This is a genomic window from Abyssisolibacter sp. ZYX002 (assembly GCF_056892235.1).
Window position 1 is genome coordinate 325,135 of sequence record NZ_JARMXH010000001.1, and the last position, 25,251, is coordinate 350,385.

The 25,251-nt window shown below is 31.3% G+C and carries 25 protein-coding genes and 1 other annotated feature; all 25 genes read left to right on the plus strand.

From position 1 onward, the window contains the following. The first annotated feature begins 83 nt into the window (after positions 1-83). The 25 genes from P3X86_RS01510 to P3X86_RS01630 all read left to right on the plus strand — a co-directional run bounded on the left by P3X86_RS01510 (position 84) and on the right by P3X86_RS01630 (position 25,247). Positions 84-503: an RrF2 family transcriptional regulator gene (locus P3X86_RS01510; RefSeq protein WP_483290856.1), complete on the plus strand. Its 420-nt coding sequence runs from the start codon at positions 84-86 to the stop codon at positions 501-503. A gap of 18 nt (positions 504-521) precedes the next feature. After that, complete coding sequence (gene nifS, locus P3X86_RS01515) at positions 522-1,697, plus strand: cysteine desulfurase NifS (protein WP_483290857.1); 1,176 nt, start codon at positions 522-524, stop codon at positions 1,695-1,697. Between the two features lie 3 nt (positions 1,698-1,700). Further along, complete coding sequence (gene nifU / locus P3X86_RS01520; protein WP_483290858.1) at positions 1,701-2,117, plus strand: Fe-S cluster assembly scaffold protein NifU; 417 nt, start codon at positions 1,701-1,703, stop codon at positions 2,115-2,117. Positions 2,118-2,265: 148 nt separating this feature from the next. Next, on the plus strand, positions 2,266-3,357 hold the full coding sequence (gene mnmA / locus P3X86_RS01525; RefSeq protein WP_483290859.1) for a tRNA 2-thiouridine(34) synthase MnmA: 1,092 nt from the start codon (positions 2,266-2,268) through the stop codon (positions 3,355-3,357). 433 nt (positions 3,358-3,790) lie between these two features. Continuing rightward, a complete protein-coding gene (locus tag P3X86_RS01530) occupies positions 3,791-4,324 on the plus strand; it encodes a PRC-barrel domain-containing protein (protein ID WP_483290860.1) in 534 nt (177 codons plus the stop codon). A 51-nt stretch (positions 4,325-4,375) separates the two neighbouring features. Next, positions 4,376-4,528: a hypothetical protein gene (locus tag P3X86_RS01535; protein WP_483290861.1), complete on the plus strand. Its 153-nt coding sequence runs from the start codon at positions 4,376-4,378 to the stop codon at positions 4,526-4,528. 103 nt (positions 4,529-4,631) lie between these two features. Further along, positions 4,632-5,801, plus strand: a complete 1,170-nt coding sequence (locus P3X86_RS01540; RefSeq protein ID WP_483290862.1) for an AI-2E family transporter — start codon at positions 4,632-4,634, stop codon at positions 5,799-5,801. A gap of 64 nt (positions 5,802-5,865) precedes the next feature. Then, positions 5,866-6,073: a binding site (T-box leader), on the plus strand. 63 nt (positions 6,074-6,136) lie between these two features. Next, entirely contained in the window at positions 6,137-8,779 is a 2,643-nt protein-coding gene (alaS, locus tag P3X86_RS01545; RefSeq protein ID WP_483290863.1) for an alanine--tRNA ligase, read from the plus strand. Between the two features lie 101 nt (positions 8,780-8,880). Then, positions 8,881-9,141, plus strand: coding sequence for an IreB family regulatory phosphoprotein (locus P3X86_RS01550; protein WP_483290864.1), 261 nt, complete (start codon positions 8,881-8,883; stop codon positions 9,139-9,141). Positions 9,142-9,161: 20 nt separating this feature from the next. Next, the gene (locus tag P3X86_RS01555) at positions 9,162-10,112 is read left to right on the plus strand and encodes an aldo/keto reductase (protein ID WP_483290865.1); all 951 of its coding nucleotides are present in this window, start codon (positions 9,162-9,164) and stop codon (positions 10,110-10,112) included. Between the two features lie 3 nt (positions 10,113-10,115). Beyond that, positions 10,116-10,538 carry a Holliday junction resolvase RuvX gene (gene ruvX, locus P3X86_RS01560; protein ID WP_483290866.1) on the plus strand — a complete coding sequence of 141 codons (423 nt, stop codon included), beginning with the start codon at positions 10,116-10,118 and terminating at the stop codon, positions 10,536-10,538. Positions 10,539-10,571: 33 nt separating this feature from the next. Next, positions 10,572-10,823: a DUF1292 domain-containing protein gene (locus P3X86_RS01565; protein WP_483290867.1), complete on the plus strand. Its 252-nt coding sequence runs from the start codon at positions 10,572-10,574 to the stop codon at positions 10,821-10,823. Positions 10,824-10,885: 62 nt separating this feature from the next. After that, positions 10,886-11,329 carry a Fur family transcriptional regulator gene (locus P3X86_RS01570; RefSeq protein ID WP_483290868.1) on the plus strand — a complete coding sequence of 148 codons (444 nt, stop codon included), beginning with the start codon at positions 10,886-10,888 and terminating at the stop codon, positions 11,327-11,329. A gap of 220 nt (positions 11,330-11,549) precedes the next feature. Continuing rightward, positions 11,550-13,214: a ribonuclease J gene (locus P3X86_RS01575; protein WP_483290869.1), complete on the plus strand. Its 1,665-nt coding sequence runs from the start codon at positions 11,550-11,552 to the stop codon at positions 13,212-13,214. Positions 13,215-13,241: 27 nt separating this feature from the next. Beyond that, positions 13,242-13,571, plus strand: coding sequence for a YlbF/YmcA family competence regulator (locus P3X86_RS01580; protein WP_483290870.1), 330 nt, complete (start codon positions 13,242-13,244; stop codon positions 13,569-13,571). A 188-nt stretch (positions 13,572-13,759) separates the two neighbouring features. Next, positions 13,760-14,827 (plus strand): endolytic transglycosylase MltG, encoded by a 1,068-nt coding sequence (mltG, locus tag P3X86_RS01585; protein ID WP_483290871.1) that lies wholly within the window; start codon positions 13,760-13,762, stop codon positions 14,825-14,827. Between the two features lie 106 nt (positions 14,828-14,933). Beyond that, positions 14,934-15,590 (plus strand): O-methyltransferase, encoded by a 657-nt coding sequence (locus P3X86_RS01590; protein WP_483290872.1) that lies wholly within the window; start codon positions 14,934-14,936, stop codon positions 15,588-15,590. Continuing rightward, complete coding sequence (locus P3X86_RS01595; RefSeq protein ID WP_483290873.1) at positions 15,590-16,822, plus strand: peptidase U32 family protein; 1,233 nt, start codon at positions 15,590-15,592, stop codon at positions 16,820-16,822. Before P3X86_RS01590 ends, P3X86_RS01595 begins: the two co-directional genes overlap by 1 nt. A gap of 2 nt (positions 16,823-16,824) precedes the next feature. After that, a complete protein-coding gene (gene udk / locus P3X86_RS01600; RefSeq protein WP_483290874.1) occupies positions 16,825-17,463 on the plus strand; it encodes a uridine kinase in 639 nt (212 codons plus the stop codon). 71 nt (positions 17,464-17,534) lie between these two features. Continuing rightward, a complete protein-coding gene (locus P3X86_RS01605; RefSeq protein ID WP_483290875.1) occupies positions 17,535-19,184 on the plus strand; it encodes a peptidoglycan D,D-transpeptidase FtsI family protein in 1,650 nt (549 codons plus the stop codon). 57 nt (positions 19,185-19,241) lie between these two features. Beyond that, positions 19,242-20,216, plus strand: a complete 975-nt coding sequence (locus tag P3X86_RS01610) for a nucleoid-associated protein (RefSeq protein ID WP_483291724.1) — start codon at positions 19,242-19,244, stop codon at positions 20,214-20,216. 112 nt (positions 20,217-20,328) lie between these two features. Continuing rightward, a complete protein-coding gene (gene sigK / locus P3X86_RS01615; RefSeq protein ID WP_483290876.1) occupies positions 20,329-20,997 on the plus strand; it encodes an RNA polymerase sporulation sigma factor SigK in 669 nt (222 codons plus the stop codon). 84 nt (positions 20,998-21,081) lie between these two features. Beyond that, on the plus strand, positions 21,082-21,885 hold the full coding sequence (locus P3X86_RS01620) for a ParA family protein (protein WP_483290877.1): 804 nt from the start codon (positions 21,082-21,084) through the stop codon (positions 21,883-21,885). After that, positions 21,872-22,894 carry a ParB N-terminal domain-containing protein gene (locus P3X86_RS01625; RefSeq protein ID WP_483290878.1) on the plus strand — a complete coding sequence of 341 codons (1,023 nt, stop codon included), beginning with the start codon at positions 21,872-21,874 and terminating at the stop codon, positions 22,892-22,894. Before P3X86_RS01620 ends, P3X86_RS01625 begins: the two co-directional genes overlap by 14 nt. Positions 22,895-22,904: 10 nt before the next feature. Beyond that, the gene (locus P3X86_RS01630) at positions 22,905-25,247 is read left to right on the plus strand and encodes a DUF6908 domain-containing protein (RefSeq protein ID WP_483290879.1); all 2,343 of its coding nucleotides are present in this window, start codon (positions 22,905-22,907) and stop codon (positions 25,245-25,247) included. Positions 25,248-25,251 lie beyond the last annotated feature (4 nt).

Consider the following 25,251-nt stretch of genomic DNA (forward strand, 5'->3'; position numbering starts at 1 on the left):
TATTTAATGTTGACAAAATTACTAGGATATACTATACTTGAATTAAATCCAAGTAAATTCGTAGGAATTGAAGAGGTGATTAAATGAAACTTTCGACTAAAGGCAGATATGGACTTAAAGCAATGTTTGAACTAGCGTTATATTATGGAAAAGGACCATTATCCATAAAAGATATTGCAGATAAGCAAGATTTATCAGAGAACTACCTAGAGCAGTTAATATCAACTCTTAAAAAAAGAGGTTTAGTAAAGAGCATAAGAGGAGCACAAGGTGGATACCTGCTTACAAAGCCTCCTAAGGAAATAACTGTAGGAGTAGTTATAAGAGCTTTAGAAGGTGAAATAAAAATATCTGATTGTATAGCAGATGAGGATAATGCTTGCGAAAGAGAAAGCTTTTGTGTGACAAAAAATGTTTGGATTAAAATAAGAGATAGTATCAATGATACTATTGATAACATAACTTTAGAAGACATGGTTAATGAATATGAAGATATTCAGTAAATTTAGGAGGGCTAGTATATGAGCAAAAACGTATATATGGATAATTCAGCTACAACTCCATTAAAAAAAGAAGTTTTAGATGCTATGATTCCATATTTAACTAGATTTTATGGCAATCCATCAAGTATTTACTCATTAGGCAGAGAATCAAAGAAAGCTATAGACAGAGCAAGAGATACTGTTGCTAATATTTTTGGAGCTAAATCTAATGAGATATATTTTACTGGTGGAGGTTCAGAGGCAGACAATTGGGCGCTAAAAGGTGTTGCTTATGCCAATAAGAAAAAAGGGAATCACATAATAACTACAAAGATAGAGCATCATGGAATACTTCATACATGTGAATATCTAGAGAAACAAGGCTTCCAGGTTACTTATTTAGATGTAGATGAGTATGGATTGATTGATATAGAAGAGTTAAAAAACAGCATAACAGACAAAACAATATTGATTACTATAATGTATGCAAATAATGAAATAGGAACTATACAACCAATAAAAGAAATAGGGCAAATAGCAAAAGAACATAAAATATACTTCCATACAGATGCAGTTCAAGCAGTAGGGAATGTTGATATAGATGTAAATGAATTAAACATAGACTTGATGTCAGCTTCTGCACATAAACTTTACGGACCTAAAGGAGTAGGGGTGCTGTATATTAGAAATGGAGTTAGAATTGACAATCTTGTACATGGAGGAGCACAAGAGAGAAAGAAGAGAGCAGGAACAGAAAATGTTGCTTCAATAGTTGGTCTTGCTTATGCTTTAGAACTAGCTTATGATAACCTTAAAGAACATAATGATAAGCTTTCAAAATTACGTAATAAGTTTATAAACGATATTATGGATAATATAAAATATGTTAAATTGAATGGACATCCTGAGAAAAGATTACCAGGCAATGTAAATGTTTCAATAGAGTATGTAGAAGGAGAAGCACTATTGCTAAGTTTAGATATGGAAGGTATAGCAGCATCAAGTGGATCTGCTTGTACATCTGGATCGCTTGATCCATCACATGTTTTACTAGCTATAGGCTTGCCTCACGAAATAGCGCATGGATCTTTGAGATTCAGTCTTGGGGATTTTAATACAGAAGAAGAGATAGACTATGTTGTATGTAAACTTAAGGATATAGTAGCAAGACTAAGAGCTATGTCTCCATTGTATGAAAACGTAGAGGGGGAATAAAGAATGTATTCAGAAAAAGTTATGGAGCATTTTAGAAATCCAAGAAATGTTGGAGAAATAGAAAATGCTGATGGAATAGGCGAAGTAGGAAATGCTCAATGTGGCGATATAATGAAGATATATTTAAAAATAGAGAATGATATTATAGAAGATGTTAAGTTTAAAACATATGGATGTGGATCGGCGATAGCTTCGTCAAGCATGGCTACTGAACTTATAAAAGGAAAAAGCATTAAAGAAGCGGTTGAACTTACAAATAAAGCAGTTGTAGAGGCTTTAGATGGGTTGCCTCCTGTGAAAGTACATTGTTCTGTATTAGCTGAAGATGCTATAAAATCCGCTCTTTACGATTATGCACAAAAAAATGATATTGAAATAGAAGGACTTGAAAACTTTGAGCCAAGAGAACATGAGCATTAATCTTAAGGTACAAATGTAACTTTGATATGGTTAAATGTTTTATACAAAATAAAAGCTGTCTACAATATCGTATGACAGCTTTTTTATAGTATAATTAGTTTATTCAATTTGGGTAAAATAAAAATAAGACTTACGATGAGGTGAAAAAATGGATAAAAATAAAGTTGTTATTGGAATGAGCGGTGGAGTAGATAGTTCAGTTGCAGCGTATATATTAAAAAAACAAGGTTACGATGTAATTGGAGTTACTATGCAGATATGGCAAGATGATAAAGCGGCGATGAATACAGCAGAAGACAGTTGCTGTTCTTTATCTGCGGTTGAAGATGCCAGACGAGTCGCTAATAAGATAGGAATACCGTTCTATGTGATGAACTTTAAGGACGTATTTAAAGAGAAAGTAATAGATTATTTCATAGAAGAATATGGCAAAGGTAGGACACCAAATCCTTGTATTGCCTGTAATAGATATGTAAAATTTGAGGAATTACTCAAAAGATCTAATAAATTAGGAGCGTATTATGTTGCAACTGGGCATTATGCAAAAATAAGGCACGATGAAACCACAGGACGTTATCTTCTTAAAAAAGCAGATGCATCTGCAAAAGATCAGACTTATGCCTTATATAACCTTACTCAGGAGCAATTAAAACATACATTGATGCCACTTGGAGATTATACTGATAAAGCTGAAATAAGAAGTATAGCTAAAGAACTAGACTTAGTAGTAGCAGATAAAAAAGAAAGTCAGGAAATATGTTTTATAGATGATAATGACTATGGTAAATATATAGATGAAAATGCTGATTATGATATAAAGCCAGGTAATTTTATTGATACAAAAGGCAACATATTAGGCAGACATAAAGGTATAACAAAATACACAATAGGCCAAAGAAAAGGGCTAGGTATAGCGTTAGGTAAGCCAGTTTATGTAGTTGAGATAGATACAGTCAAAAACACTGTCATGCTTGGTGATAATGATGATGTTTTTGGTAATGCTTTAATAGCATATGATATTAATTTGATTTCAGTTAGTGAAATATCAAAGCCTCTACAAGTAAAAGCAAAAATAAGATATTCTGCCATAGAACAAGATGCTACAGTATATCCTATAGAAAATGATATGGTTAAAGTTGTGTTTGACCAACCAGTTAGAGCAATAACACCAGGTCAAGCAGTTGTATTCTATGATGGAGATACTTTAGTAGGCGGAGGTACAATATTAAAAAAGATATAGAAAGTAAACAGCACAATAAGCTAAAACTGTCCTATAAGAAGGGCAGTTTTTTTGTAATTTACAGCATAAAATTTGTACAAATTGTGTCAAAAAATATGCAAAATCAACCTATAAATGGTTGAAAATGTAAATTAGTTATAATATAATTATCTTATAGATAATTTTACATAACAGAAACTATTTGTGTGAGAGGAGGGGAAGTATGAAAAAACTATTCAAAAAAGTTAGAAAAGTAGATAGCTGTAGTATAAAAAAAGCTTGTCATTGTCCAATGTTATCTATTAAAACTTATTATTGGATGGCAGAGGAAACAATGAGGTAAAAATTACAAGAATGGCCTATTTTAGGGCCATTTTTTATATATTTTAATAAATAGTATTAACTAAAAAAAGAAATAATATAATAGAATATATAATAAAAGAGAGGGATAAATTTGCTTGCTTCAAGTGATTTGATAGGTAAATACATTGTTGATATGACCAATGGAAATAAAATATGCAACATTAAAGAAGTAATATATTCAAAAGATTTTTTTAAAGCAGCCGGATTTTTAGTAGATTCAAATAGTTTCAAAAATGACAAAAGAATTATACGATTTAAAGATGTAAAAGATTTTGGTGATAATTTTGTAATAATAGATAGTTCAGATGTGATAAAGAAGCCATATAATTATCCCAAGATAGATCAAATGATGAAAAATGGATATTCAATTATTGGTTACGAGATACTTTGCGAAGACGGTATAAGTATGGGGTTTATAAAAGATGTGGTTTTTGATGAAAAAAAAGGTAGAATAGTTGGGTTTAAGATAACAGATGGAATAATACAAGACTTGTTAGGTGGTAGAAATTTCATGCCGTATACGAAAGGGATGAAATTTTGTGACAATTTTTTACTGATAAATAGGCAAATTAAGGATGAATTTGAAAAGAACAAAGAAGAGTACAAAAAACTACTTAGTATATAAATTGTTAGTTGAATCAAAATATTAATGTACAACTCTAAGAGGAGGTCAAATATGAAGGGCAAATTTATAACTGGCATGATTGCAGGTGGATTGCTAGGTGCTTCATTGAGTATGTACTCTTCATCTATGAGCCCTAGACAAAGAAAAAAAATGATGAACAAAGGAAAAAAAGTAATAACTAATATGATGGATAGTATGCACTAGTATCATATTATGGGATGTATCAATAAACATCCGTTTGGGCATCTCATAGTTAATGAGACGGCCCCTTTTTTTCTAACTTAAAAATATATATGGAAGTGATAATATGCAGTATTTTATAAATTATGCAGAAAATATAAGAAGTGTATTAATAACAGTGCTTTTATTTGTACTAATATACTACTTGATTAGAATAGGTAATAGATATTTAGAAGCAGATAAAGCATTAAGAATTTCAAAAAAACAGTTTATTAAGATATCTATTTTTTCTGTATTTATATTAGTAATAATAAAAATATATATATCAGTACCTATAGTGAAAGATGTAATCTTTGCGATAATATTTTCAATTACTATAGCTTATATATTAAACCCATTAGCTAATTTTTTAGAAATGAAAGGGGTTAAAAGATCATTAGCTATAGTTTTAATATACGTAGTTATGATTACATTTGCAATAGTAGTATATATATTAATAGTTCCAAGTATGTTAGAAGAAATATCGAATTTAATTGATGATTTTCCAGATTATATAGTCCAAATTAATAATAAAATTGATTCGTTATATACAAATATAGATAAATTGCCTAAAGGGCTAGGCAATTTTAAAAGTATAATAGACAATATTATCGCTATGGTAGAGAAACTTATCACTAGTGGCATAAATAATATAACAGAAAAGATAGCGTCAACATTTTCCAAAATATTAGTTTTAGTTCTGATACCAGTGATTACATTTTATTTTCTTAAAGACAAAGAGCTTTTTAAAAAGAGTATAATTCTAACATGTCCTAAAAGATACAGAGATGATTTACTCAAAATATCTAGAAAAATGAACGTTATACTAGGTAGATTTGTTAGAGGACAACTGATATTAGCAACCTTTATAGGGATAGCGTCAGCTGTAGGTCTGTTTTTTATAAAAGTAAAGTTTTGGTTAATCATAGGTATAGTTGCAGGGATAGCTAGTATAATTCCATACTTTGGGCCAATAATAGGTATAATACCAGCATTATTCTTTGCACTACTGGATAGCACAACAAAAGCTATTTGGGTAATAATACTTTTTTTTGCAATACAACAATTCGAAGGAGATATATTATCGCCTAGGATTGTTGGAGAAAGTGTTGGATTGCATCCTGTAATAGTTATGGTGGTATTGTTAATAGGAGGAGGTATATTTGGAGTAATGGGGATGTTACTAAGTGTACCAAGTGTGGTGTTTATGAAAATACTTATGAATCATGTTATAGAGAAGCTTGATGAAATGAAATAATAGTAAATTCATGTATTGACAAACCGAGGTGATATTAATTATAATATACTAAATGAATGAGATGTTAACAGCTGTGATAAGGAGTAGTAAATATTATTTGCTTTTATAGAGAGAACATCATATGGTGAAAGATGTTTAAAGTGAGATATTGAAGCAGCCTTTGAGCTATGGCCTTGAAATTAATAGTAGAGGTCATCGGTGATTCCGTTATAATTCTAGAGTGGCTATTATTAGTAACTAGGGTGGTACCGCGGTTAATCTCCGTCCCTTTATAGGGAGGAGTTTTTTTATTTTACGAAATAATTTGAATTATATATATAAGGAGTGTGATAGTAATGAAAAAATTAGATTTAAATGAGGCTAGAAAAGTATTTCTTGATTTCTTTAAAGAAAAAGACCATTTCATCTCGGAAAGTTCTTCTCTTGTACCTAAAAATGACAAGAGTTTGCTACTAATCAATTCTGGTATGGCACCGTTCAAACCATATTTTCTTGGGACAGTAAAGCCACCAAGCAAAAGAATGGCGACATGTCAAAAATGTATTAGAACAAGTGATATAGATAATGTAGGTAAAACTGATAGACATGGTACTTTTTTTGAGATGTTAGGGAACTTTTCTTTTGGAGATTATTTTAAAAAGGAAATTATCCCTTGGGCATGGGAGTTTATGACTAAAGTTATAGAGGTACCTGAAGATATAATTTGGGTTAGTGTATATCTAGATGACGATGAAGCTGCTGAGATATGGGAAAATTCAGTAGGTTTGTCACCTGAAAGAATAGTCAGACTTGGCAAAGAGGATAACTTTTGGGAGCACGGACTTGGTCCTTGTGGTCCATGTTCAGAGATTTACATTGACAGAGGTGAGCAGTATGGTTGTGGTGATGAAAACTGTAAACCAGGGTGTGAGTGTGATAGATTTGTAGAGGTTTGGAATCTAGTTTTCACTCAATATGATAAAGATGAAGAAGGAAACTACAGTCTTTTAGCAAAGCCTAATATAGATACGGGTATGGGATTGGAGAGGCTTGTGTTAACAGTAAACGAGGCAAAGAACATATTTGAAATCAAGCCTATAAGTTTAATAATAGAGAAAATAGAGCAAATCAGCGGCAAAAAATACGGTGAAGATGACAAACAAGATGTGTCAATGAGAGTAATAACTGATCATCTAAGAGCAATGACTTTCTTAGTATCAGATGGAGTTATTCCTAGCAACGAAGGAAGAGGGTATGTATTAAGAAGGCTTATAAGAAGAGCGGCTAGACATGGGAAACTCTTAGGTTTACAAGGTGAATTTTTGAGTGATATGACTAATTTAATAATAGATAATTGGGGAGAATACTACTACAACCTAATTGATAAAAAGGCCCAAATTAAAAAAGTTATACAAGTTGAAGAACAAAAATTTCAAGAAACTATAGACCAAGGAATAAATATACTTAAGGAGTATTTAAAGGAGATGTCTAGTAATGGACAGAAAGTATTAACAGGTGCTAAAGCATTCAAACTTTATGATACTTATGGTTTTCCACTTGATTTAACAATAGAGATATTAGAAGAAGAAGGATACACAGTTGATCAAGAAGGCTTCAACAGTGAAATGAAAAAACAAAGAGTTAGAGCTAGAAACGCTAGATCAGATGGAGATTTTGAGAGCTGGTCAGTAAAAACCGAGGCTAATATATCAGATGATGTAGTTAGTGAATTTGTTGGCTATGATAAATATAAGAATATAGCTAAGGTTATATATATACTTAAAGATAATAAAGGTGTTGATAGTTTAACAAAAGGAGAAGAGGGTATTATAATACTAGATAAGACAGCATTGTATCCAGAAGGTGGAGGACAAATGTCTGATACAGGTAGTTTATATTCTAATGACTTTAGAGCTAAGCTTAAGAGTATTAAGAAAATAGATGGAAATAAAATTCTTCATTCAGTTAAGGTAGAAGAAGGAACTATAAATGTAAATAACGATATAACTGTTGAAGTAGATAGAAAAAAGAGAATGAATTCTGCTAGAAACCATACTGCTACACATTTATTGCAAAGAGCATTAAAAGATGTACTTGGTGAACATGTAAATCAAGCAGGTTCGCTAGTAGACGATGAAAAGTTGAGATTTGACTTCACTCATTTTCAGGCAGTGACTAAAGAAGAATTAGCAGACATTGAGCAGAAAGTGAATGATAAAATATTAGAAGGTTTAGATATAAATGTACTAACAGGAAGCATTGAAGATGCAAGAAAAATGGGAGCAATAGCCCTGTTTGATGAAAAATATGGTGATAAAGTTAGAATAGTTAAAATGGGAGATTATAGCATAGAACTTTGTGGTGGAACTCATTTAGACAATACAAGCAAAGTTCAAATATTCAAGATAGTAAGTGAAGGAGGTATAGCTTCAGGAGTTAGAAGAATAGAAGCTATAACTGGAGAAGCGGCGTTTAAAAATATTAATGATACTTATAATCATATTAAAGATATAGCTAGTATGCTCAAATGTAATACAAATAGTATGATAGATAAAATTAAGAGTACACTAGAAGAAAATAAAAATTTAAGTAAAAAGATAGAATCATTAATGGCAAAGATGGCTGTTTCAAAAGTAGATGATCTGCTGAAAAATGTTATTACAGTAGATGATTTTAGTTTAGTTGTAAGCCAAGTTGATGGATTAGAAGTAAATGATATGAGAAATCTATGTGATGAAATAAAGAATAAAATGAATTCAGATGTTTTAGTAGTATTGGGTACAGTGAAAAATGATAAAGTAAACTTTGTAGCATCTGCTACTAAACCTCTTACAAAAAAAGGTATACATGCAGGTAATATAATAAGAGAGGTTGCAAAAGCTACTGGTGGAGGTGGTGGCGGTAGACCAGATATGGCTACTGCAGGAGGAAAGGATCCATCAAAAGTAAAAGATGCATTAGGATTAGTTGAAAATCTAGTTAGAAATAGTGTAAAATAGATTTAAGGATGAAAGAAAAAAAGAAATAAATCTGGTAGCTACTTTAAGGTAGCACCAGAAAATTTTTCTTCTCGGAAAATAATTAAAAAGAGGTGAGATATATGAATGAGAATATGAGTAATACTATGAAGTTCGATGTACCAGATGAGACGAAAAATAAGGCTAGAGATATAATACTAAAAGTATTTAGTGCATTAGACGAGAAGGGATATAACCCAGTATACCAAATAGTAGGTTATATACTTTCAGGAGATCCGACATATATTACAAGTCATGAGGATGCAAGAAGCCTAATTAGAAAATTAGAGAGAGACGAATTATTAGAAGAACTTATAAAAAGTTATATAAAGAACAATAAATAGTCAAAACAGGAAGTGGTAACATGAAATATGAAGCTTTAGGTGCTTCTAATATAGAAGTATCTAAGATGTGCTTTGGTTCATTAACGATTAGCCCGCTTCAAGCAAACTTGAGCTACAAGGATGGAGCAGCTTTAATTAGAGATGCTTATGATAAAGGGATAAATTTTATTGATACAGCAGAGCTTTATGAGAATTATGGTCATATAAAGGAATTTCTAAAGCATATAAATAGACAAGAGTATGTTATTGCAACAAAATCTTATTCATATTCAAAAGAAACAGCCAGTAAGAGTTTGGATAAGGCTTTGAAAGAGATGAACACAGATTATATAGATATATTTTTATTGCATGAACAAGAAAGTGAGCATACGATAAGAGGACACTATGAAGCTATAGAATTCTTTTTAAAGGCTAAAGAAATGGGCATAATTAGAGCTATAGGCATATCTACGCATAGAGTTGAAGGTGTAAGAGCATTTAACAAATATAAAGAGCTTGATATAGTTCATCCTATATTAAATATTGATGGTATAGGTATACAAGATGGAAGTGCAAACGATATGCTTGATGCGATAAAAGAATCTAAGCAGTTAGGAAAAGGCATATACGCTATGAAACCTTTAGGTGGAGGTCATTTAATCAGAAGTGTAGAAGATTCTTTAAGGTTTATAACAAGCGTTAAAGAGATACATTCTTTTGCTATAGGTATGCAGTCTATTGATGAGATAACTGCAAATGTTTCGTTTATAGAGAAAGGTTATATAGAAGATGAACTAAAGAGAAAATTAATAAATAAAAAGAGAAGGCTACATATTGATGACTGGTGCGAAGGATGTGGCACTTGCGTTAAAGTATGTCAACATGGTGGTATAAGATTAGAAAATAACAAAGCAGTTCCGGTGAAAGATAAATGTGTGTTCTGTGGTTATTGCTCTAAACACTGTCCACAATTTTGTATAAAGGTTGTATAATTTATGAAGAGAATAATAGGTTTAGATGTTGGAGATAAGACTATAGGAGTGGCAGTGAGTGACTTGCTTGGATTAACTGCTCAAGGAGTAACAACTATAAGAAGAAAAAATTTAAAGTATGATTTAGAGCAATTATTGGCTATAATAAAGGAGTATCAAGTAGAGAGTATTGTTGTAGGTCTACCTAAAAACATGAACAATACAATAGGGCCACAAGGAGAAAAAGTCCAGTTGTTTGTAGAGAAATTAAGAAAGAAATGCTCACTCAATATCGACTTTCAAGATGAGAGATTGTCAACAGTATCAGCGCATAGAGCTATGATAAGTGCAGATATGAGCAGAGCAAAGAGAAAAAAGGTAGTAGACAAAGTAGCAGCTACATTTATACTACAAACATATCTTGATAGGATGCGAAATAGTTTATAAATTAGCTTTAAAAGCTAATATAGGAGGATTATAATGAGCGAAGAAAGACAAATACATACATTTGTAGATGAACAAGGAAAACAACATGAATTTGAAATATTAGATGTATTTAAAGTTGACGATAAGGATTACGCTATACTAAAACCGATAGAAGGCGACGATGAAGAAGAGGCATTACTATTGAGGATGGAGCTAGACGAAAACAAAGAGAAAGTTTTAGTAGTTATAGAGGATGAGCAGGAGTTTATGGACGTAAGAGATTTATACTTTGAGTCTGAAGAGTAGATAATATTTTATTGACTTTTCCATATTATAGATATAGACTATAAATATGAGTAGGTGATTATATGAATGATAAGGACATTTATAATTTGTCTGATATTTTGAAAGAGAATGGTTATAAATTGACTAACCAAAGGAAAGTTATTTATAATGTTTTTTTGGATAATGAGCATGCTCATTTAAGTCCAGAGGAAATATATGATAAAGTAAGAGACAAACATCCTGAAATAGGAATAGCAACAGTATATAGAACGTTACAATTACTAGAAGATTTAGACGTATTATACAAAGTGAATTTTGATGATGGTTGTAGCAGATATGAGCTTAATCAAGGAAAAGATGAAGGTCATCATCACCATCATTTAATATGTCTAGAATGCGGAAAAGTAACAGAAGTAGAATTAGATTTACTAGAAAATCTAGAAGAAGAGATAGAAAAAAGTGGCGAATTTAAGATTGTAGACCATATTTTAAAGTTTTATGGATATTGCAAATCATGTAAGAAATAAGTCCCTAGAGGGATTTATTTTTTTGGGATAGCAAAATTAACAGGGATTTCGTATCATATTTATAAGTAGAAAAATATTTATGATAAATGTTCTTTATGGATAAAATAGTAGTATCTAATAATACACATGAAATATATTTACTTAAACCAATATTGTAAGAGTACAAATTGGTTGATTATATAATATTAAATATAGTGAAATACAGAAGGAGTGTGATACGGTGGCAAAAAAAGCACCAAAACTAAAAATAATACCGTTAGGTGGACTATGTGAAGTTGGAAAAAATATGACTGTAATTGAATACAAAAATGATATAATTGTTATAGATTGTGGTATGAGTTTTCCAGAAGAAGAAATGCTAGGTATTGATGTTGTTATACCAGATTCATCATATCTAGAAAAAAATCAAGAAAAAATCAGAGGAATAGTTTTGACTCATGGGCATGAGGATCATATTGGAGCATTACCATATGTATTGCAAAAGATGGATATACCAATCTATGGGACAAAATTGACATTGGGATTAGTTGAATACAAACTAAAAGAGCGTGGTATAAAGAATCCTAAGCTTAATATAGTGAAACCTGATCAAACTATAAATTTAGGTTGTTTTGATATAGAGTTTATCAAAACAACTCATAGTATTCCAGATTCAGTAGCGCTTGCAATCCATACACCAGAAGGATTAATCGTACATACAGGCGATTTTAAGATAGACTATACACCTATAAAAGGTGATGCTATTAACCTGCACAAGTTTGCTGAGCTCGGTAAACAAGGTGTACTAGTGCTTATGGCTGATAGTACTAATGTAGAACGAAAAGGTTATACAATGTCAGAGAGAACGGTTGGAACAACTTTTAAGAATATATTTATGTCTGCAGAGCATAGAATTATAGTAGCAACTTTTGCATCAAATATACACAGAATCCAACAGATAGTAGATGCAGCAGTTATGTTTGATAGGAAAATAGTTGTATCGGGACGAAGTATGGTTAATGTAGCTAAGGTAGCTATGGAGCTTGGATACTTAGATATCCCAGAAGGTACATTGATAGACATTAGAGATATGAACAAATATCCTACAGATAAGATAGTTGTAATAACAACAGGAACTCAAGGAGAGCCTATGTCAGCACTTTCAAGATTAGCTTCATCAGATCATAGAAAAATGACATTGCTTCCAGGAGATTTAGTAATTATATCAGCTACTCCTATACCAGGCAATGAAAAAGGCGTTTCAAAGGTTATAAACCAGCTATTTAAAAAAGGAGTAGATGTTATATACGAAGCGTTGGCAGATGTGCATGTATCTGGCCATGCTTGCCAAGAAGAGCTAAAACTTATACACAGCCTAATAAAGCCTAAGTTTTTTATACCAGTACATGGTGAATATAGACATCTAAAAAGACATGCAGAGCTAGCTAAAGAATTAGGAATGGATGAAGAGAACGTATTTATCGCTAAAAATGGAGCTGTTATGGAGTTTACAAATGAAAAAGGAAGATTTAACTCTAGCGTAACAGCAGGTAAAATACTAGTTGATGGACTTGGTGTTGGAGATGTAGGAAACATAGTTTTAAGAGATCGAAAACATTTATCAGAAGATGGCCTAATAGTAATTGTAGTAACTATAACAAAAGAAGATGGAAAGGTAGTTTCAGGTCCAGATATAATTTCTAGAGGATTCGTTTATGTAAGAGAATCAGAAGACTTAATGGATGAAGCTAGAAGTATAGTAAAAGCTGTACTAGAAGAATGCGAAAAAAACAAAATTACTGATTGGGCAACATTAAAGACTAGAATAAAAGATGCTTTAAGAGATTTCTTATACGAAAAAATAAAGAGAAATCCAATGATATTACCTATAATTATGGAAGTATAGTAAGCTTATTTTACGGAGGTGGATCTATTGAATATTAATGATGCAGCTCGAAAGATGGCTATGGCTATAAAACAAAGTGATGAATATAAGAATTATAAGATAAAACATGACAAAGCATTTAAAAGCTCAGAATCTAAAAAAATGATAGTAGACTATAGAAACAAAATGACATCAATGCAAAAGAAGTACTATGATGGTGCGCAAATAGATGAGAGTGCTGTAAAAAGAATAAAAGAACTTGAAAATATTCTTATGAGTAATAAAACAACAAAAGAATTTTTTGAGGCAGAGGCTAAAGTAACAGAGCTGATAAATAGTGCTTATAATGTTATTTACAATGATGTATACATCAAATAATAGAAAAATTGACTGTATCAAGAATTATCTTGATACAGTTTTTTTATAACATGTATTAGAATAACATGTTGATTTGTGATATAATATGTAAATGTGTAAATACTAATAACTAATAATAATACTAATATGCTTGTATTATATTTAGTGAAATTATATAATTTATATATACCGTATTAGGAGGAATTATAATGGGAAACGTAGAAGGTATGACAGGACATAAAAAGAAAAGTAAAAAAATAATATTGATTGTATTACTGTTATTTGTAGTAGCTGTGGCTTTTGGAGCGAAGAAATATTATGACTACCTAATGATGCCAGTATCAAGCACAGATACGAATGACGTAGAGATAGTTATACCAAATGGAAGTTCAACAGCTAATATTGCTAGTATATTAAAAACGAGTGACTTGATTAAGAATGAAAAATTCTTTGTATTAATATCAAGATACAAGAAAACTAGTAGTAAATATAAAGCTGGTACCTATGTGTTGAATAAAAGCATGGGAGTAGAGGAACTAATGGCTGCTTTAATAAAAGGTGGTAAAAATAAAGAATCAGTGACGATAACTATACCAGAAGGGTATGAAATAAGGCAAATAGCAGATAAACTAAAAGTGCTTAAGGATTTTAATAAAGATAATTTCCTAAAGTTAGCATCAGATGCTAGCAAGTATAAAGATAAATACGAGTTTTTAAAAGACGTACCTCAAGGACAAGGGCTAGAAGGCTACTTATTTCCTAACACATATGAAGTTTATGCAGAATCTACTGAAGTAGATGTTATAGAGAAAATGTTAGATGAATTTATGAAAATATATGATAAAGAAATAAAAGGGAAAAAACTATACAAAGATTTTAATATACATGATTTGATAACGATGGCATCTATTGTAGAAAGAGAGACAAAATCAGATGAAGAAAGACCAATAGTAGCTAGCGTATTTTATAACAGATTGGGAATAAAAATGAGATTAGGTTCATGTGCTACAGTTCAATACGCATTAGGTGAAAGGAAACCTAAATTAAGTACAGCAGATACCAAAATCAAATCTCCATACAATACTTATATAAATGATGGATTACCTATAGGACCGATAGCATCACCAGGTTTAAAATCTATAGTGGCGTCAGTAAATCCTGATAATACAGATTATTTATACTTTGTTCTAACAGATTATGATAAAGGTAAACATACATTCACAAATAATTATAAAGATTTTCTAATAGCAAAAAAATCTGCAAAGCAAAAGAATTAACATTTGAATAAAAAAAGGGGGTGTCTAAAAGACACCCCCGAGGACTGTATCAGAATGTAATAAAGTATTAAGAGATAAACATTCATGTGTAAAGTGAGGGAAATTAATGGAATACATAAACAAACAATATGTTATAGATTATATTCAAAAGGTAATACCAGAAAACAATAATGAGTTGAAAAAGCTTGAGCAGTATGCCAAAGAGCATAACGTACCAATAATACATCCCGAAGTGGCACAGATGTTAAAGGTGCTTATGAGCATAAAAAAACCAGTTAGAATACTTGAAATAGGAACTGCGATAGGGTATTCTTCTATTTTGATGGCATATTGTATGGATAGAGAAGGAAAGATAATAACAATAGAGAGAAGACAAGAAATGATTGAGTTAGCAACTATAAATGTAAAAGCAAATGGATTCGAAGACAAGATAACAATCGTCAATGGAGAGGCAGAAGAGATTTTGCCAAAAATAGATGAAAAATTTGATTTCATATTTATAGATGCTGCGAAGAGTAGGTACATGGAGTTTTTAACATATTGTTTAAAATATTTAACTAAGGATGGAGTTATAGTATCAGATAATGTGTTATATAAAGGTATGATAGCAAATGATGAACTTGTACCTAGAAGACAAAGAACTATAGTGCGTAAGATGAGAACTTACTTAGATTATATATGCAATGATGATAAGTTTGAATCTTGCATTATACCTATAGGCGATGGAGTTGCAATAACAACACTCAGGAGAGGAGATAAATAATGAATAATAAAGTTGAGCTATTAGCTCCAGCAGGTAATTTAGATAAATTAAAGATGGCAATAATATATGGAGCAGATGCAGTTTATTTAGGAGGTCAAATATTTGGACTTAGAGCACAAGCCAAAAACTTTAGTATAGATCAAATGAAGGAAGGCGTAGAGTTTGCTCATAAAAGAGATAAAAAAGTATATGTTACACTTAACATAATACCTCATAATGAGGATTTGGCATGTTTACCTGAGTATGTAAAGCAACTAGATGAAATAAATGTAGATGCTGTAATAGTATCAGATCCAGGAGTTATAGAGATAGTTAAAGAAAATGCACCTGATATGGAAATACATTTAAGTACACAGGCGAATGCTACAAATTATGCAGCAGCGAGTTTTTGGTATAAACAAGGAGTTAAAAGGATAGTAGTTGCTAGGGAGTTGTCATTAGAAGAAATTCAATATATCAATGAAAACACACCAAAAGAGCTAGAAATAGAAGCATTTATTCACGGAGCTATGTGTATATCATATTCGGGAAGATGTCTTCTTAGTAACTATATGACAAATAGAGATGCTAACAAAGGTGAATGTGCTCAAGCTTGTAGATGGAAATACAATCTAGTAGAAGAGCAAAGACCAAACGAATACTATCCAATATATGAAGATGAAAGAGGAACTTACATATTTAATTCAAAGGATTTATGTATGATTAATAGTATACCCGATATGATCAAGAGTGGTATAACAAGTCTGAAAATAGAAGGAAGAATGAAAAGTGTATATTATGTAGCTGCTGTAGTTAGAGCGTACAGGATGGTTATAGATAATTACATGAAAAATCAAGATTCGTATAAATTTAATAGTGAATGGTTCGATGAACTAAAAAAAGTTAGCCATAGAGACTTTACAAAAGGCTTTTATTATGGCAAGCCAACAGGAGAGGATCAACTATATACATCAAGTTCATATATTAGAAATTATGATTTTGTAGGATTAATACTTGATTATGACGAAGAAACAAAAATTGCTACAGTAGAGCAAAGAAATAGAGTATTAGTAGGTGATGGGGTTGAAATCTTTGGACCAAATAAAGAAATGTTCACACAAAAGATAGAGAAACTATGGGACAAAAACGATAAAGAAATAGAGTCGGCACCACATGCTCAGCAAATATACAAATTAAAAGTAGCAAGACCAGTAAGTAAGTATGATATCATAAGAAAACCAAGGGAGGAATAAACATGAGTAAACCTATTTTAATAGGAATAACAGGTGGTACAGGCTCTGGTAAAAGTACAGTAGCTTCGTCTATTTTTAAATCACTACCTAAAAAGAATATAGCAATCATAGAGCACGATTCTTACTATAAAGACCAGAGTGACCTTACACCAGACGAAAGGTGTAAGACTAATTACGATCATCCTTTTGCGTTTGATAATGATTTACTAATAAGTCATCTTAAAGATTTGTTAAATGGAAAAAGTATTGAGAAACCAATATACGATTTTTCAATTCATAATAGGATAGAAGAAACAGAAAAAATAGATCCAAAAGATATAATAATAATAGAAGGTTTTATGATATTAGAAAATAAAGATATAAGAGATATGCTAGATATAAAGGTTTTTGTAGATACAGATTCAGATGTAAGAATTATTAGAAGAATAATAAGAGATATAAACCAAAGAGGAAGAACGCTAGAATCAGTTATAGAACAATATATGACTACAGTAAGACCAGGCCACATGCAATTCATAGAGCCAACAAAAAAATATGCAGATATTATTATACCTGAAGGTGGCTACAACGAAGTAGGAGTAGATATACTTGTAACAAAGATTAAATCAATAATAAAAGAAAAAGAAGCATTATATAAATAAACTGATTACTTATATCTTCAAAACATATTGTCAATAATAATAAAGTTATGATATGTTTTGGGGGTGTTTTTATGAAGAGAGAAAAAAAGAGAGATACTAGTAGATATGTTTTCTTTATATCATTAGCATTCTTATCATTTGCATTATTGATAGCAAGATTAGGCTTTATACAAATAGTCAAAGGAGCAGAGTATCAAGCTAAGGCAGATAAACAAAGAATAAGCGAGATAGTGGTAAAGCCTCCTAGAGGGAATATATTTGATAGAAATATGAAGCCACTAACTAATGTGGTAAAAGATGATGTGTGTTATGTGTTAAAAGATATATTATTTAGAGATAAAGCAAGCTATGATTATATAAAATCAGTATCAAATATGTCAGATGATGAACTAAAAGAATTAGCTTCAAGCAAAGGAAGCATGATAAAAGTACCAATAGATAAAAAAACAGATTTAGAGAAACCAAGAAATATAATCATGTTAGAACAAGTAAGCAGATATGATAAAAATAACTTATTATCTCATGTTATAGGTTACGTAAAAAAAAGTGAAAATATTGGAGTTTCAGGGTTTGAGAAAGCACAGAATGAACTTTTAACTGCAAACAAGACTTATCAAACGATTAGATTTAGTGTTGATGGTAAAAATAGAATGATACCAGGTTTAGGATACCAGAAAGTCAATAAATCAATAGAAAAAATAGTTAACTCAATCCAATTAACAATAGACAAAGAGTTTCAAAAAGCAGTAGAAGAAATAATGGATAACAGAAAAATGGATGGATCTATAATAGTAGCAGATGCAAGTAATGGAGATATATTAGCTATGGCGAGCAGACCAAATTTTGACCAAACTAATGTAAGAGCAGTTAACAATAAAGATTCAATGGCTTTTTTCAACAAATGTATACGAGTAGGATATCCTCCAGCATCAGTGTTTAAAATAGTAGTCTTATTAGCAGCACTTGAAAATGATGTGATAAACTTTGATGAGATTTTTACTTGCGATGGTTCACAAGATATAGGTAATATAAGCATAAAGTGTCACACCTATAAAGAAGGTGGACATGGAAATATAAATATAGAAGAAGCATTTTGTGATTCCTGTAACTGTGCATTTATACAGTTAGGCAAGCGACTTGGCGGTAAAGTTATAATAGATACAGCAAAGAGGTTTGGACTTGGACAGAAAGTTAATATAGGACTTTCAGAAGAAGAAATCAATGGTAATCTACCAGTAAAAAACGAATTATTAGGTCCTGCAATAGGAAATATATCAATAGGCCAAGGTAATATAGAAGTAACGCCACTACAAATCACAAATATGATGCTAACAGTTGCAAATGATGGTATGCAAAAAAATATGTCATTACTTAAAGCTTTAGTTCTTGACGATGGGTATGTAGCGAAAGAGATACCTAGAGATAAGGATATTAGAATTTATGACTCTAGATACTCAGATATAATAAAAGACTTGCTTAAAAAAGTAATAACAGATGGAACAGCAAAAGAATATGTTAGCGTTAATGCTGGAGGAAAAACGGGCACAGCTCAAGCTACATTAAATGGGAAAAATATAAACCACTCTTGGTTTTCAGGATTTTATGGATTTGAAGAGCCAAAATACGTAGTTACAGTACTATATGAAAACAAATCTTCAGGTGGAAAATATGCTGGAAGCGTATTTGAGGAGGTTATTAAAGCAATAGATAAAATAGACTAAAAAAGGCTATGAACTAAAGGGGGAGTAATTATCATAATAAGTAAGAGTATAGTTCATATATTAGATACAAACACAGGTATGCCAATACTATCAGATATAGAGTTACAGTTAAACGAAGACATTATAGAATTTATACTAACACATCTAGAAAAAATTACAGTAGATGCAGATCTAAAAGAAGCTACAATAACAGAGGAAAGTCATGAAATTATTGATTGGTGTTTAAAGTTAAAAGAAGACAGTAACTCGTTTATAGATATTACAACAGAGATTGCAAAAAAGCTATATGATTATATGTTACAAAATGTATCAATACCGTCTGGAGATTGTATATTTGTACTTATGGAAGAAGCAGAGCAAAAGTATCTATGTTTCTTAAAGCTTGCATATAGTGATTCGTACATCCATTATGTAGAGCAGGATGGAGAAAAGAAAGTGAACACAATAATAAAGCAAAAAACAGCGTTACCAAACATCAATCAAAAAATCAGCGAAGCTTTTATAATCAATTTAGAAAGCATGCAGATAAACTTAAAAGAAAAAGAATATGATATCGACGGAGTAAAAGATTACTACATATCTAAATATTTTCTTAAATGTGATACAGGATTAACAGAAAAAGAAAAAATAGCAATACTAAATAAAACATCTAAAAAATTTGTAAAGAAGTACTATGACGATGATGTATCTAAGATAATGGAAGTAAAGAAAATAGTGGTTGAAAACATAGACGAAGAAGACATTATGAACATAGAAAAAGTTGCGACCAAGATGTTTAAAGGAGACGAAGAATTAAAGCAAAGCTACATCGCGGAGTTAGAGAATAAAGGTTTAGATGATCAAAACATCACAATAAGCGAAGACAAGAAAGAAAAAGTATTTAAGAAACAAAAAATAGTTACAGACACAGGAGTAGAGATTAAGCTTCCGTATGACTATATAGGAAATTCAGAAAAAATAGAATTCATAAACAATGTAGATGGGACAATATCTATTTTAATAAAAGATGTAAATAAACTATTAGGGAAATAGTGTTTTTAAAAAAAGACCAAGTAGTTTTGATTAAAGATTGGGAGTACATGCACATTTTCACAAATATCAGCATATCATTAGTATGTGGGTATATGATGGAGGTGTGCGTTTTATGTTGAGCTTCATTATTAATTTTGTGCAATTATTGAAGCCATATTTATTTTTTGTAGGCTATATATCTAATGCGAATTCATTTCCAGAACCATTGACAAAAGAAGAAGAAGAAAAGTATATTTTGCTATTAGAGCAAGGAGATGAAGAAGCTAAAAATATATTGATACAAAGAAACTTACGACTCGTAGCACATATAGTAAAGAAATACAACAATACCAACAGAGAGACAGATGATTTGATATCTATAGGTACAATAGGCTTAATCAAAGCCATATCAACATTTGATAGAAATAAAGGAAGTAGATTAGCAACATATGCTGCAAGATGTATAGATAATGAAATTTTAATGACAATAAGAGCAGACAAAAAGATAAAGTCAGAAGTATCATTACACGACCCAATAGGAGTAGACAAAGAAGGTAATGAAATTTCATTAATAGATATATTAGGCTCAGATGTAGATGAGGTAGTAGACAAAGTACATCTACAAATACAGATAAAGAAGTTATACAGAAAAATGAGCAAAGTATTAAAAGGAAGAGAAAAAACAATAATTCAGTTAAGATATGGACTAACAAACGTAGGAGACAAAACACAGCGAGAAATAGCTAAAAACCTAGGAATTTCCAGGTCGTACTCGACAGATATAATAGGGCTAAACCAGTAAATAATTTATGTTGTTTACTAGTTTAGCCCTATTTTTATTATACCCCAATTTAGGGGTAAATCCAAATAATGAAAGGAGAAAAGAATGGCAAAGGTAATAGCGATCGCTAACCAAAAAGGAGGTACAGCAAAGAGTACGACTTGTAGGAATCTAGCAACTGCATTAAAGAACAAAGGAAACAAGGTATTAGTAGTGGATTGTGATAATCAGGCAAACTTAACAGATTGTTTTGGAATTGTAAGTCCAGAAAAACTTGAGATGACACTATACAATCTCATGGAGTGTGTAATAATGGAAGAGGATTTACCATCAAAAGAAAGCTACATCATTACTAGAGAAAACATTGACGTAATTCCAGCCAGTATACTTTTATCTGATATTGAAATAAGATTAGTAGCTGCAATGAGTAGAGAATATATTCTTAAGACAATCATTGATGAAATCAAAGATGATTACGACTATATCCTACTAGATGCAATGCCATCACTTGGATTAATGACACTGAATGTTCTAGCTACAAGTGATACTTTATTAATCCCAGCAACACCAGAGTATCTATCGGCAAAGGGGTTAGAGTTACTTCTTAGAACGGTGTTCAAGATCAAGAAGAGAATTAACAAGGAGATTGAGTTTGAAGGAATATTACTCACTATGTTTGATGAAAGGACAAACCTATCACAAGATATGCTTAAAGTAATAAAAGAATCATATGGCTCAAACATTAGAGTATTTAATACGAAGATACCAAAGACCGTGAAAGTTGGAGAAGCAAATGCTAGGAGCATGAGTGTCATAGAATATATGCCAACAAATAAAGCAGCTATAGCATATGAGAAGTTTACTAATGAATTAGTATATGGGGAGATGATGAACATTGGAAAAAAATAAACCTAAAAAAGTAAAACCATTTATGGCGATATTCGGGGAAGATTACGACTCAAATCAACCAGAAGATGATACTAGTCAAACAAAGTTAAAGATATCACATCTAGTTCCATTTAAAGATCATCCATTCAAACCATATGAAGGAGAAAGACTTAGTGAGATGGTTGAAAGCATAAGACAGTTTGGTGTGATAGTACCGATTGTAGTGAGAAAACAGAAACTTAGATTTGAAATTTTAAGTGGCCATAACAGAGTAAAAGCGTGTAAAGAACTTGATATAAAAGAGATACCTGCTGTTATTAAAGAAGGATTAACAGAAGAAGAAGCTTTATTGATTGTAACTGAGACAAATACAATGCAACGTTCATTTGCAGACTTGTTACATTCTGAAAGAGCAACAGTTATAGCAGTTAGACATGATGCTATGAAAAAACAAGGATTAAGAAATGATTTATTAAAAGAAATAGAACAATTATCAAAATCTCCAATTAATGCTGAAGATTTAACTTCTCGCCCATTGGGCGAAAAGTTAACTGCAGATAGTAAGGTTGGTAACGAATTTGGATTATCTCCTCGCAATGTTTCAAGATATTTAAGAATTTCTAAGTTGCCCGATACGTTAAAAGACCTAGTTGATTCTGGACAAATAGCAATAAGAGCAGGTGTAGATTTATCATATCTTAAACCCGAGAGCCTTGATATTGTACATGCTATCATTACGGAAGGTAATTTTAAGATAGATATGAATAGAGCAAGAAATTTACGTGGAGCTGATAAGAAAGAACCACTGACATTTGAAAAGGCAGAGGTAATAATAAAGGGTGAGCCAAAGGAAAAGAAGAGTAAGCCACCTAAGTATTGGAGTAATATCTACACGACATATTTTAAACCTGAGCAAAAGGAAAATGAAGTTAAGGATATTATTGAAAAGGCATTAGAGATGTACTATAAATCATTAGATAATGAAAATGTACCAGAACAAGAAGTGGAGAAGGAAGGTTTAGAGATGTAGGAGGGATACTTTGAAAAGATATAACAAGATCAAAGATATATATAACTATACCCTCGCAGAGATAGTAAAGAACAAAAATGAATGGATTAAGTTTCTTGATTTCTATACAAGAGTCTACAAGCATACCTTTGATGATGTTGTGTTGATATATGCTCAAAGACCAAATGCTACATTTGTTGCAGATATGAAAACATGGAATCAAAAGGTAGGTAGATGGATTAAAAAAGGAGCAAAATCCATAGCAGTATTTGATGACATTAAGAACTATCCATCACTTAAAAACTACTTTGATATCAAAGATACAACAGTTAGGCAGGAAAACAGGTTTAGTTATCCTGTCTACTGGAAAATAGACAAAAATAATGAGCAGTTACTTTTATCTAATCTACAAAAGCAGTATAATGTTGATACGATAAGTGAGTATATAGAAGTAGTTGCTTTACTAGAATTAGAAAAGATAAACAATGACATATTTAAGGATTTTGATAAGGATATCAAAGATAGTAGATTATCTAACTTTGATATTGAGAAAGTAAAAGGTAAATTTAGGACAACAGTTATAGAGAGTATATATTACATGACAAAGAAGAGATGTAATATAGATGAAGTACCTGATTTTAAAGTATTAAGTTACTTCAATACAAAACCTTTAATATTCCGATTAGGAAGTTTAGTAAGTAATATCTCAGAGGGGATTTTAAGAGACATTGAAAAACAGGTGAAAGAGATAGATAGAGAAAGGAGTCAGAGCTATGGAGAAAATAGAGCTAGAATACAGACAGACCAAAGAGGGATTTCTAGAACCGATACTAGAAGTATCAAGCAACCCGAATCTGAACATAGGCAAATACGGGAGCAAGGCAATGAACTATCTCAAAGAGGAACACCTACACAGATACAGTTTACTCAGAGCAGAGGGGACATTGATAGAGACAATGTACAAAGTCAACGAAGAGGCACACAAGAGACTAGAGTTACTACAAGAACAGATGTTAAAGACAGACCCAATACCAAACCCAGAGAACTTTTACGAGAGTTACAGACACAGGGAAATGATAAAATCACAAGCAGAGGAAATAGTGTTACACGAGATAGTGTACAAAGTGAGGTAGCAAAAAATAAATCAAGCCCCCATTTGGAGTCATCATATGATGGCTCTTTTTCTTTGGAGAAAATATCAGATAATCAAATCATAGAAGAAGTATTAAATAAAGGGAGTGGATTTGTAGAAGGTAAGCAAAGGATAGTAAATTACTATGCTAAAGAATCAAGTAATAAAGAGAGAGTTAAGTTCCTAAAAAACGAATATGGAATAGGTGGAGGAACTCTATTAATTAGGGTTGATGATAAGAATCAATCAATAGGTTTTACTTCGCATGATGCAAAAGGTATTAGTCTTGATATCAATGATGGTAGAAAGATTAAACTAACTTGGTCAAAGGTAGCAAAGGGTATAGATAGGTTAATTAATAACGGGGAGTATTTTGTATCAAGATACAAAAATGATGTACCACCAGTACAAAAGACACAAATACAACAAACACTTCTTAATATAAATAATGCCATAGAAGATGATGATATTGACAAAAGTGATAATACATTAATGGATGTTGATACTGAACTAGAAGACAAAATAGGAGAATACAACATACCTGATGAAGTAGATGAGATGAATTTAGATAAAGCTAGTGTAGTTGATGAACCTGATATACCTAAACAAAAGAAAAAGATATCCAATACAATACCTCATAGGAACTATAAAAAACTAAATAAAATAGCTACTGGTATTATGGAAGGTAGATATAGTTATCTCAAACTTAAAGCTAAGGGTTTCATGGATTTATCAATAGAGAGATTAACACATGATAGAATCTCCATTACCCACTACTACAAACAAAATGGTGATTTAATGTCAGACCCAGATATGGAGCTGATTATTAACCATGAAAACAAAACAATAATGGCAGCAACATATAGGCAAGATGGATTAGGAATCGAGCAACAGGTTTACTTAAGTGATGGTAGGTGGTTGCCTAAGTTAAGTAAGCAACTAAACAGTTTTTTAAATCAATGGTTAAGAAATATAGAGCAACAAGGACATAAACCATACGAAGCACATCTTATAGACTATGGAGATAAAAGAATTAGATTTGACGAGAAGTACAAAGAAGAGATATTAGAAGAAGACTTATTATGTATTATGGCAAGAGAAAAGGAGATAAAGAAGCCATATAATTCAAAGAATGATATATCTATAGCTAAATCATATTTAGACAATAACGTAGAAGATATGGTATATAATGATACATTTATCAAAGAGAGCGAAGCTTATTACCAAGGAGAAGAGATGTAACAAA

Bases quoted from the DNA above. Each gene is read 5' to 3' on its own strand.
- P3X86_RS01510 (WP_483290856.1), top strand. From the start codon at position 84: ATGAAACTTTCGACTAAAGGCAGATATGGACTTAAAGCAATGTTTGAA.
- nifS (WP_483290857.1), top strand. From the start codon at position 522: ATGAGCAAAAACGTATATATGGATAATTCAGCTACAACTCCATTAAAA.
- nifU (WP_483290858.1), top strand. From the start codon at position 1,701: ATGTATTCAGAAAAAGTTATGGAGCATTTTAGAAATCCAAGAAATGTT.
- mnmA (WP_483290859.1), top strand. From the start codon at position 2,266: ATGGATAAAAATAAAGTTGTTATTGGAATGAGCGGTGGAGTAGATAGT.
- P3X86_RS01535 (WP_483290861.1), top strand. From the start codon at position 4,376: ATGAAGGGCAAATTTATAACTGGCATGATTGCAGGTGGATTGCTAGGT.
- P3X86_RS01540 (WP_483290862.1), top strand. From the start codon at position 4,632: ATGCAGTATTTTATAAATTATGCAGAAAATATAAGAAGTGTATTAATA.
- alaS (WP_483290863.1), top strand. From the start codon at position 6,137: ATGAAAAAATTAGATTTAAATGAGGCTAGAAAAGTATTTCTTGATTTC.
- P3X86_RS01550 (WP_483290864.1), top strand. From the start codon at position 8,881: ATGAATGAGAATATGAGTAATACTATGAAGTTCGATGTACCAGATGAG.
- P3X86_RS01555 (WP_483290865.1), top strand. From the start codon at position 9,162: ATGAAATATGAAGCTTTAGGTGCTTCTAATATAGAAGTATCTAAGATG.
- ruvX (WP_483290866.1), top strand. From the start codon at position 10,116: ATGAAGAGAATAATAGGTTTAGATGTTGGAGATAAGACTATAGGAGTG.
- P3X86_RS01565 (WP_483290867.1), top strand. From the start codon at position 10,572: ATGAGCGAAGAAAGACAAATACATACATTTGTAGATGAACAAGGAAAA.
- P3X86_RS01570 (WP_483290868.1), top strand. From the start codon at position 10,886: ATGAATGATAAGGACATTTATAATTTGTCTGATATTTTGAAAGAGAAT.
- mltG (WP_483290871.1), top strand. From the start codon at position 13,760: ATGGGAAACGTAGAAGGTATGACAGGACATAAAAAGAAAAGTAAAAAA.
- P3X86_RS01590 (WP_483290872.1), top strand. From the start codon at position 14,934: ATGGAATACATAAACAAACAATATGTTATAGATTATATTCAAAAGGTA.
- P3X86_RS01595 (WP_483290873.1), top strand. From the start codon at position 15,590: ATGAATAATAAAGTTGAGCTATTAGCTCCAGCAGGTAATTTAGATAAA.
- udk (WP_483290874.1), top strand. From the start codon at position 16,825: ATGAGTAAACCTATTTTAATAGGAATAACAGGTGGTACAGGCTCTGGT.
- P3X86_RS01605 (WP_483290875.1), top strand. From the start codon at position 17,535: ATGAAGAGAGAAAAAAAGAGAGATACTAGTAGATATGTTTTCTTTATA.
- sigK (WP_483290876.1), top strand. From the start codon at position 20,329: ATGTTGAGCTTCATTATTAATTTTGTGCAATTATTGAAGCCATATTTA.
- P3X86_RS01620 (WP_483290877.1), top strand. From the start codon at position 21,082: ATGGCAAAGGTAATAGCGATCGCTAACCAAAAAGGAGGTACAGCAAAG.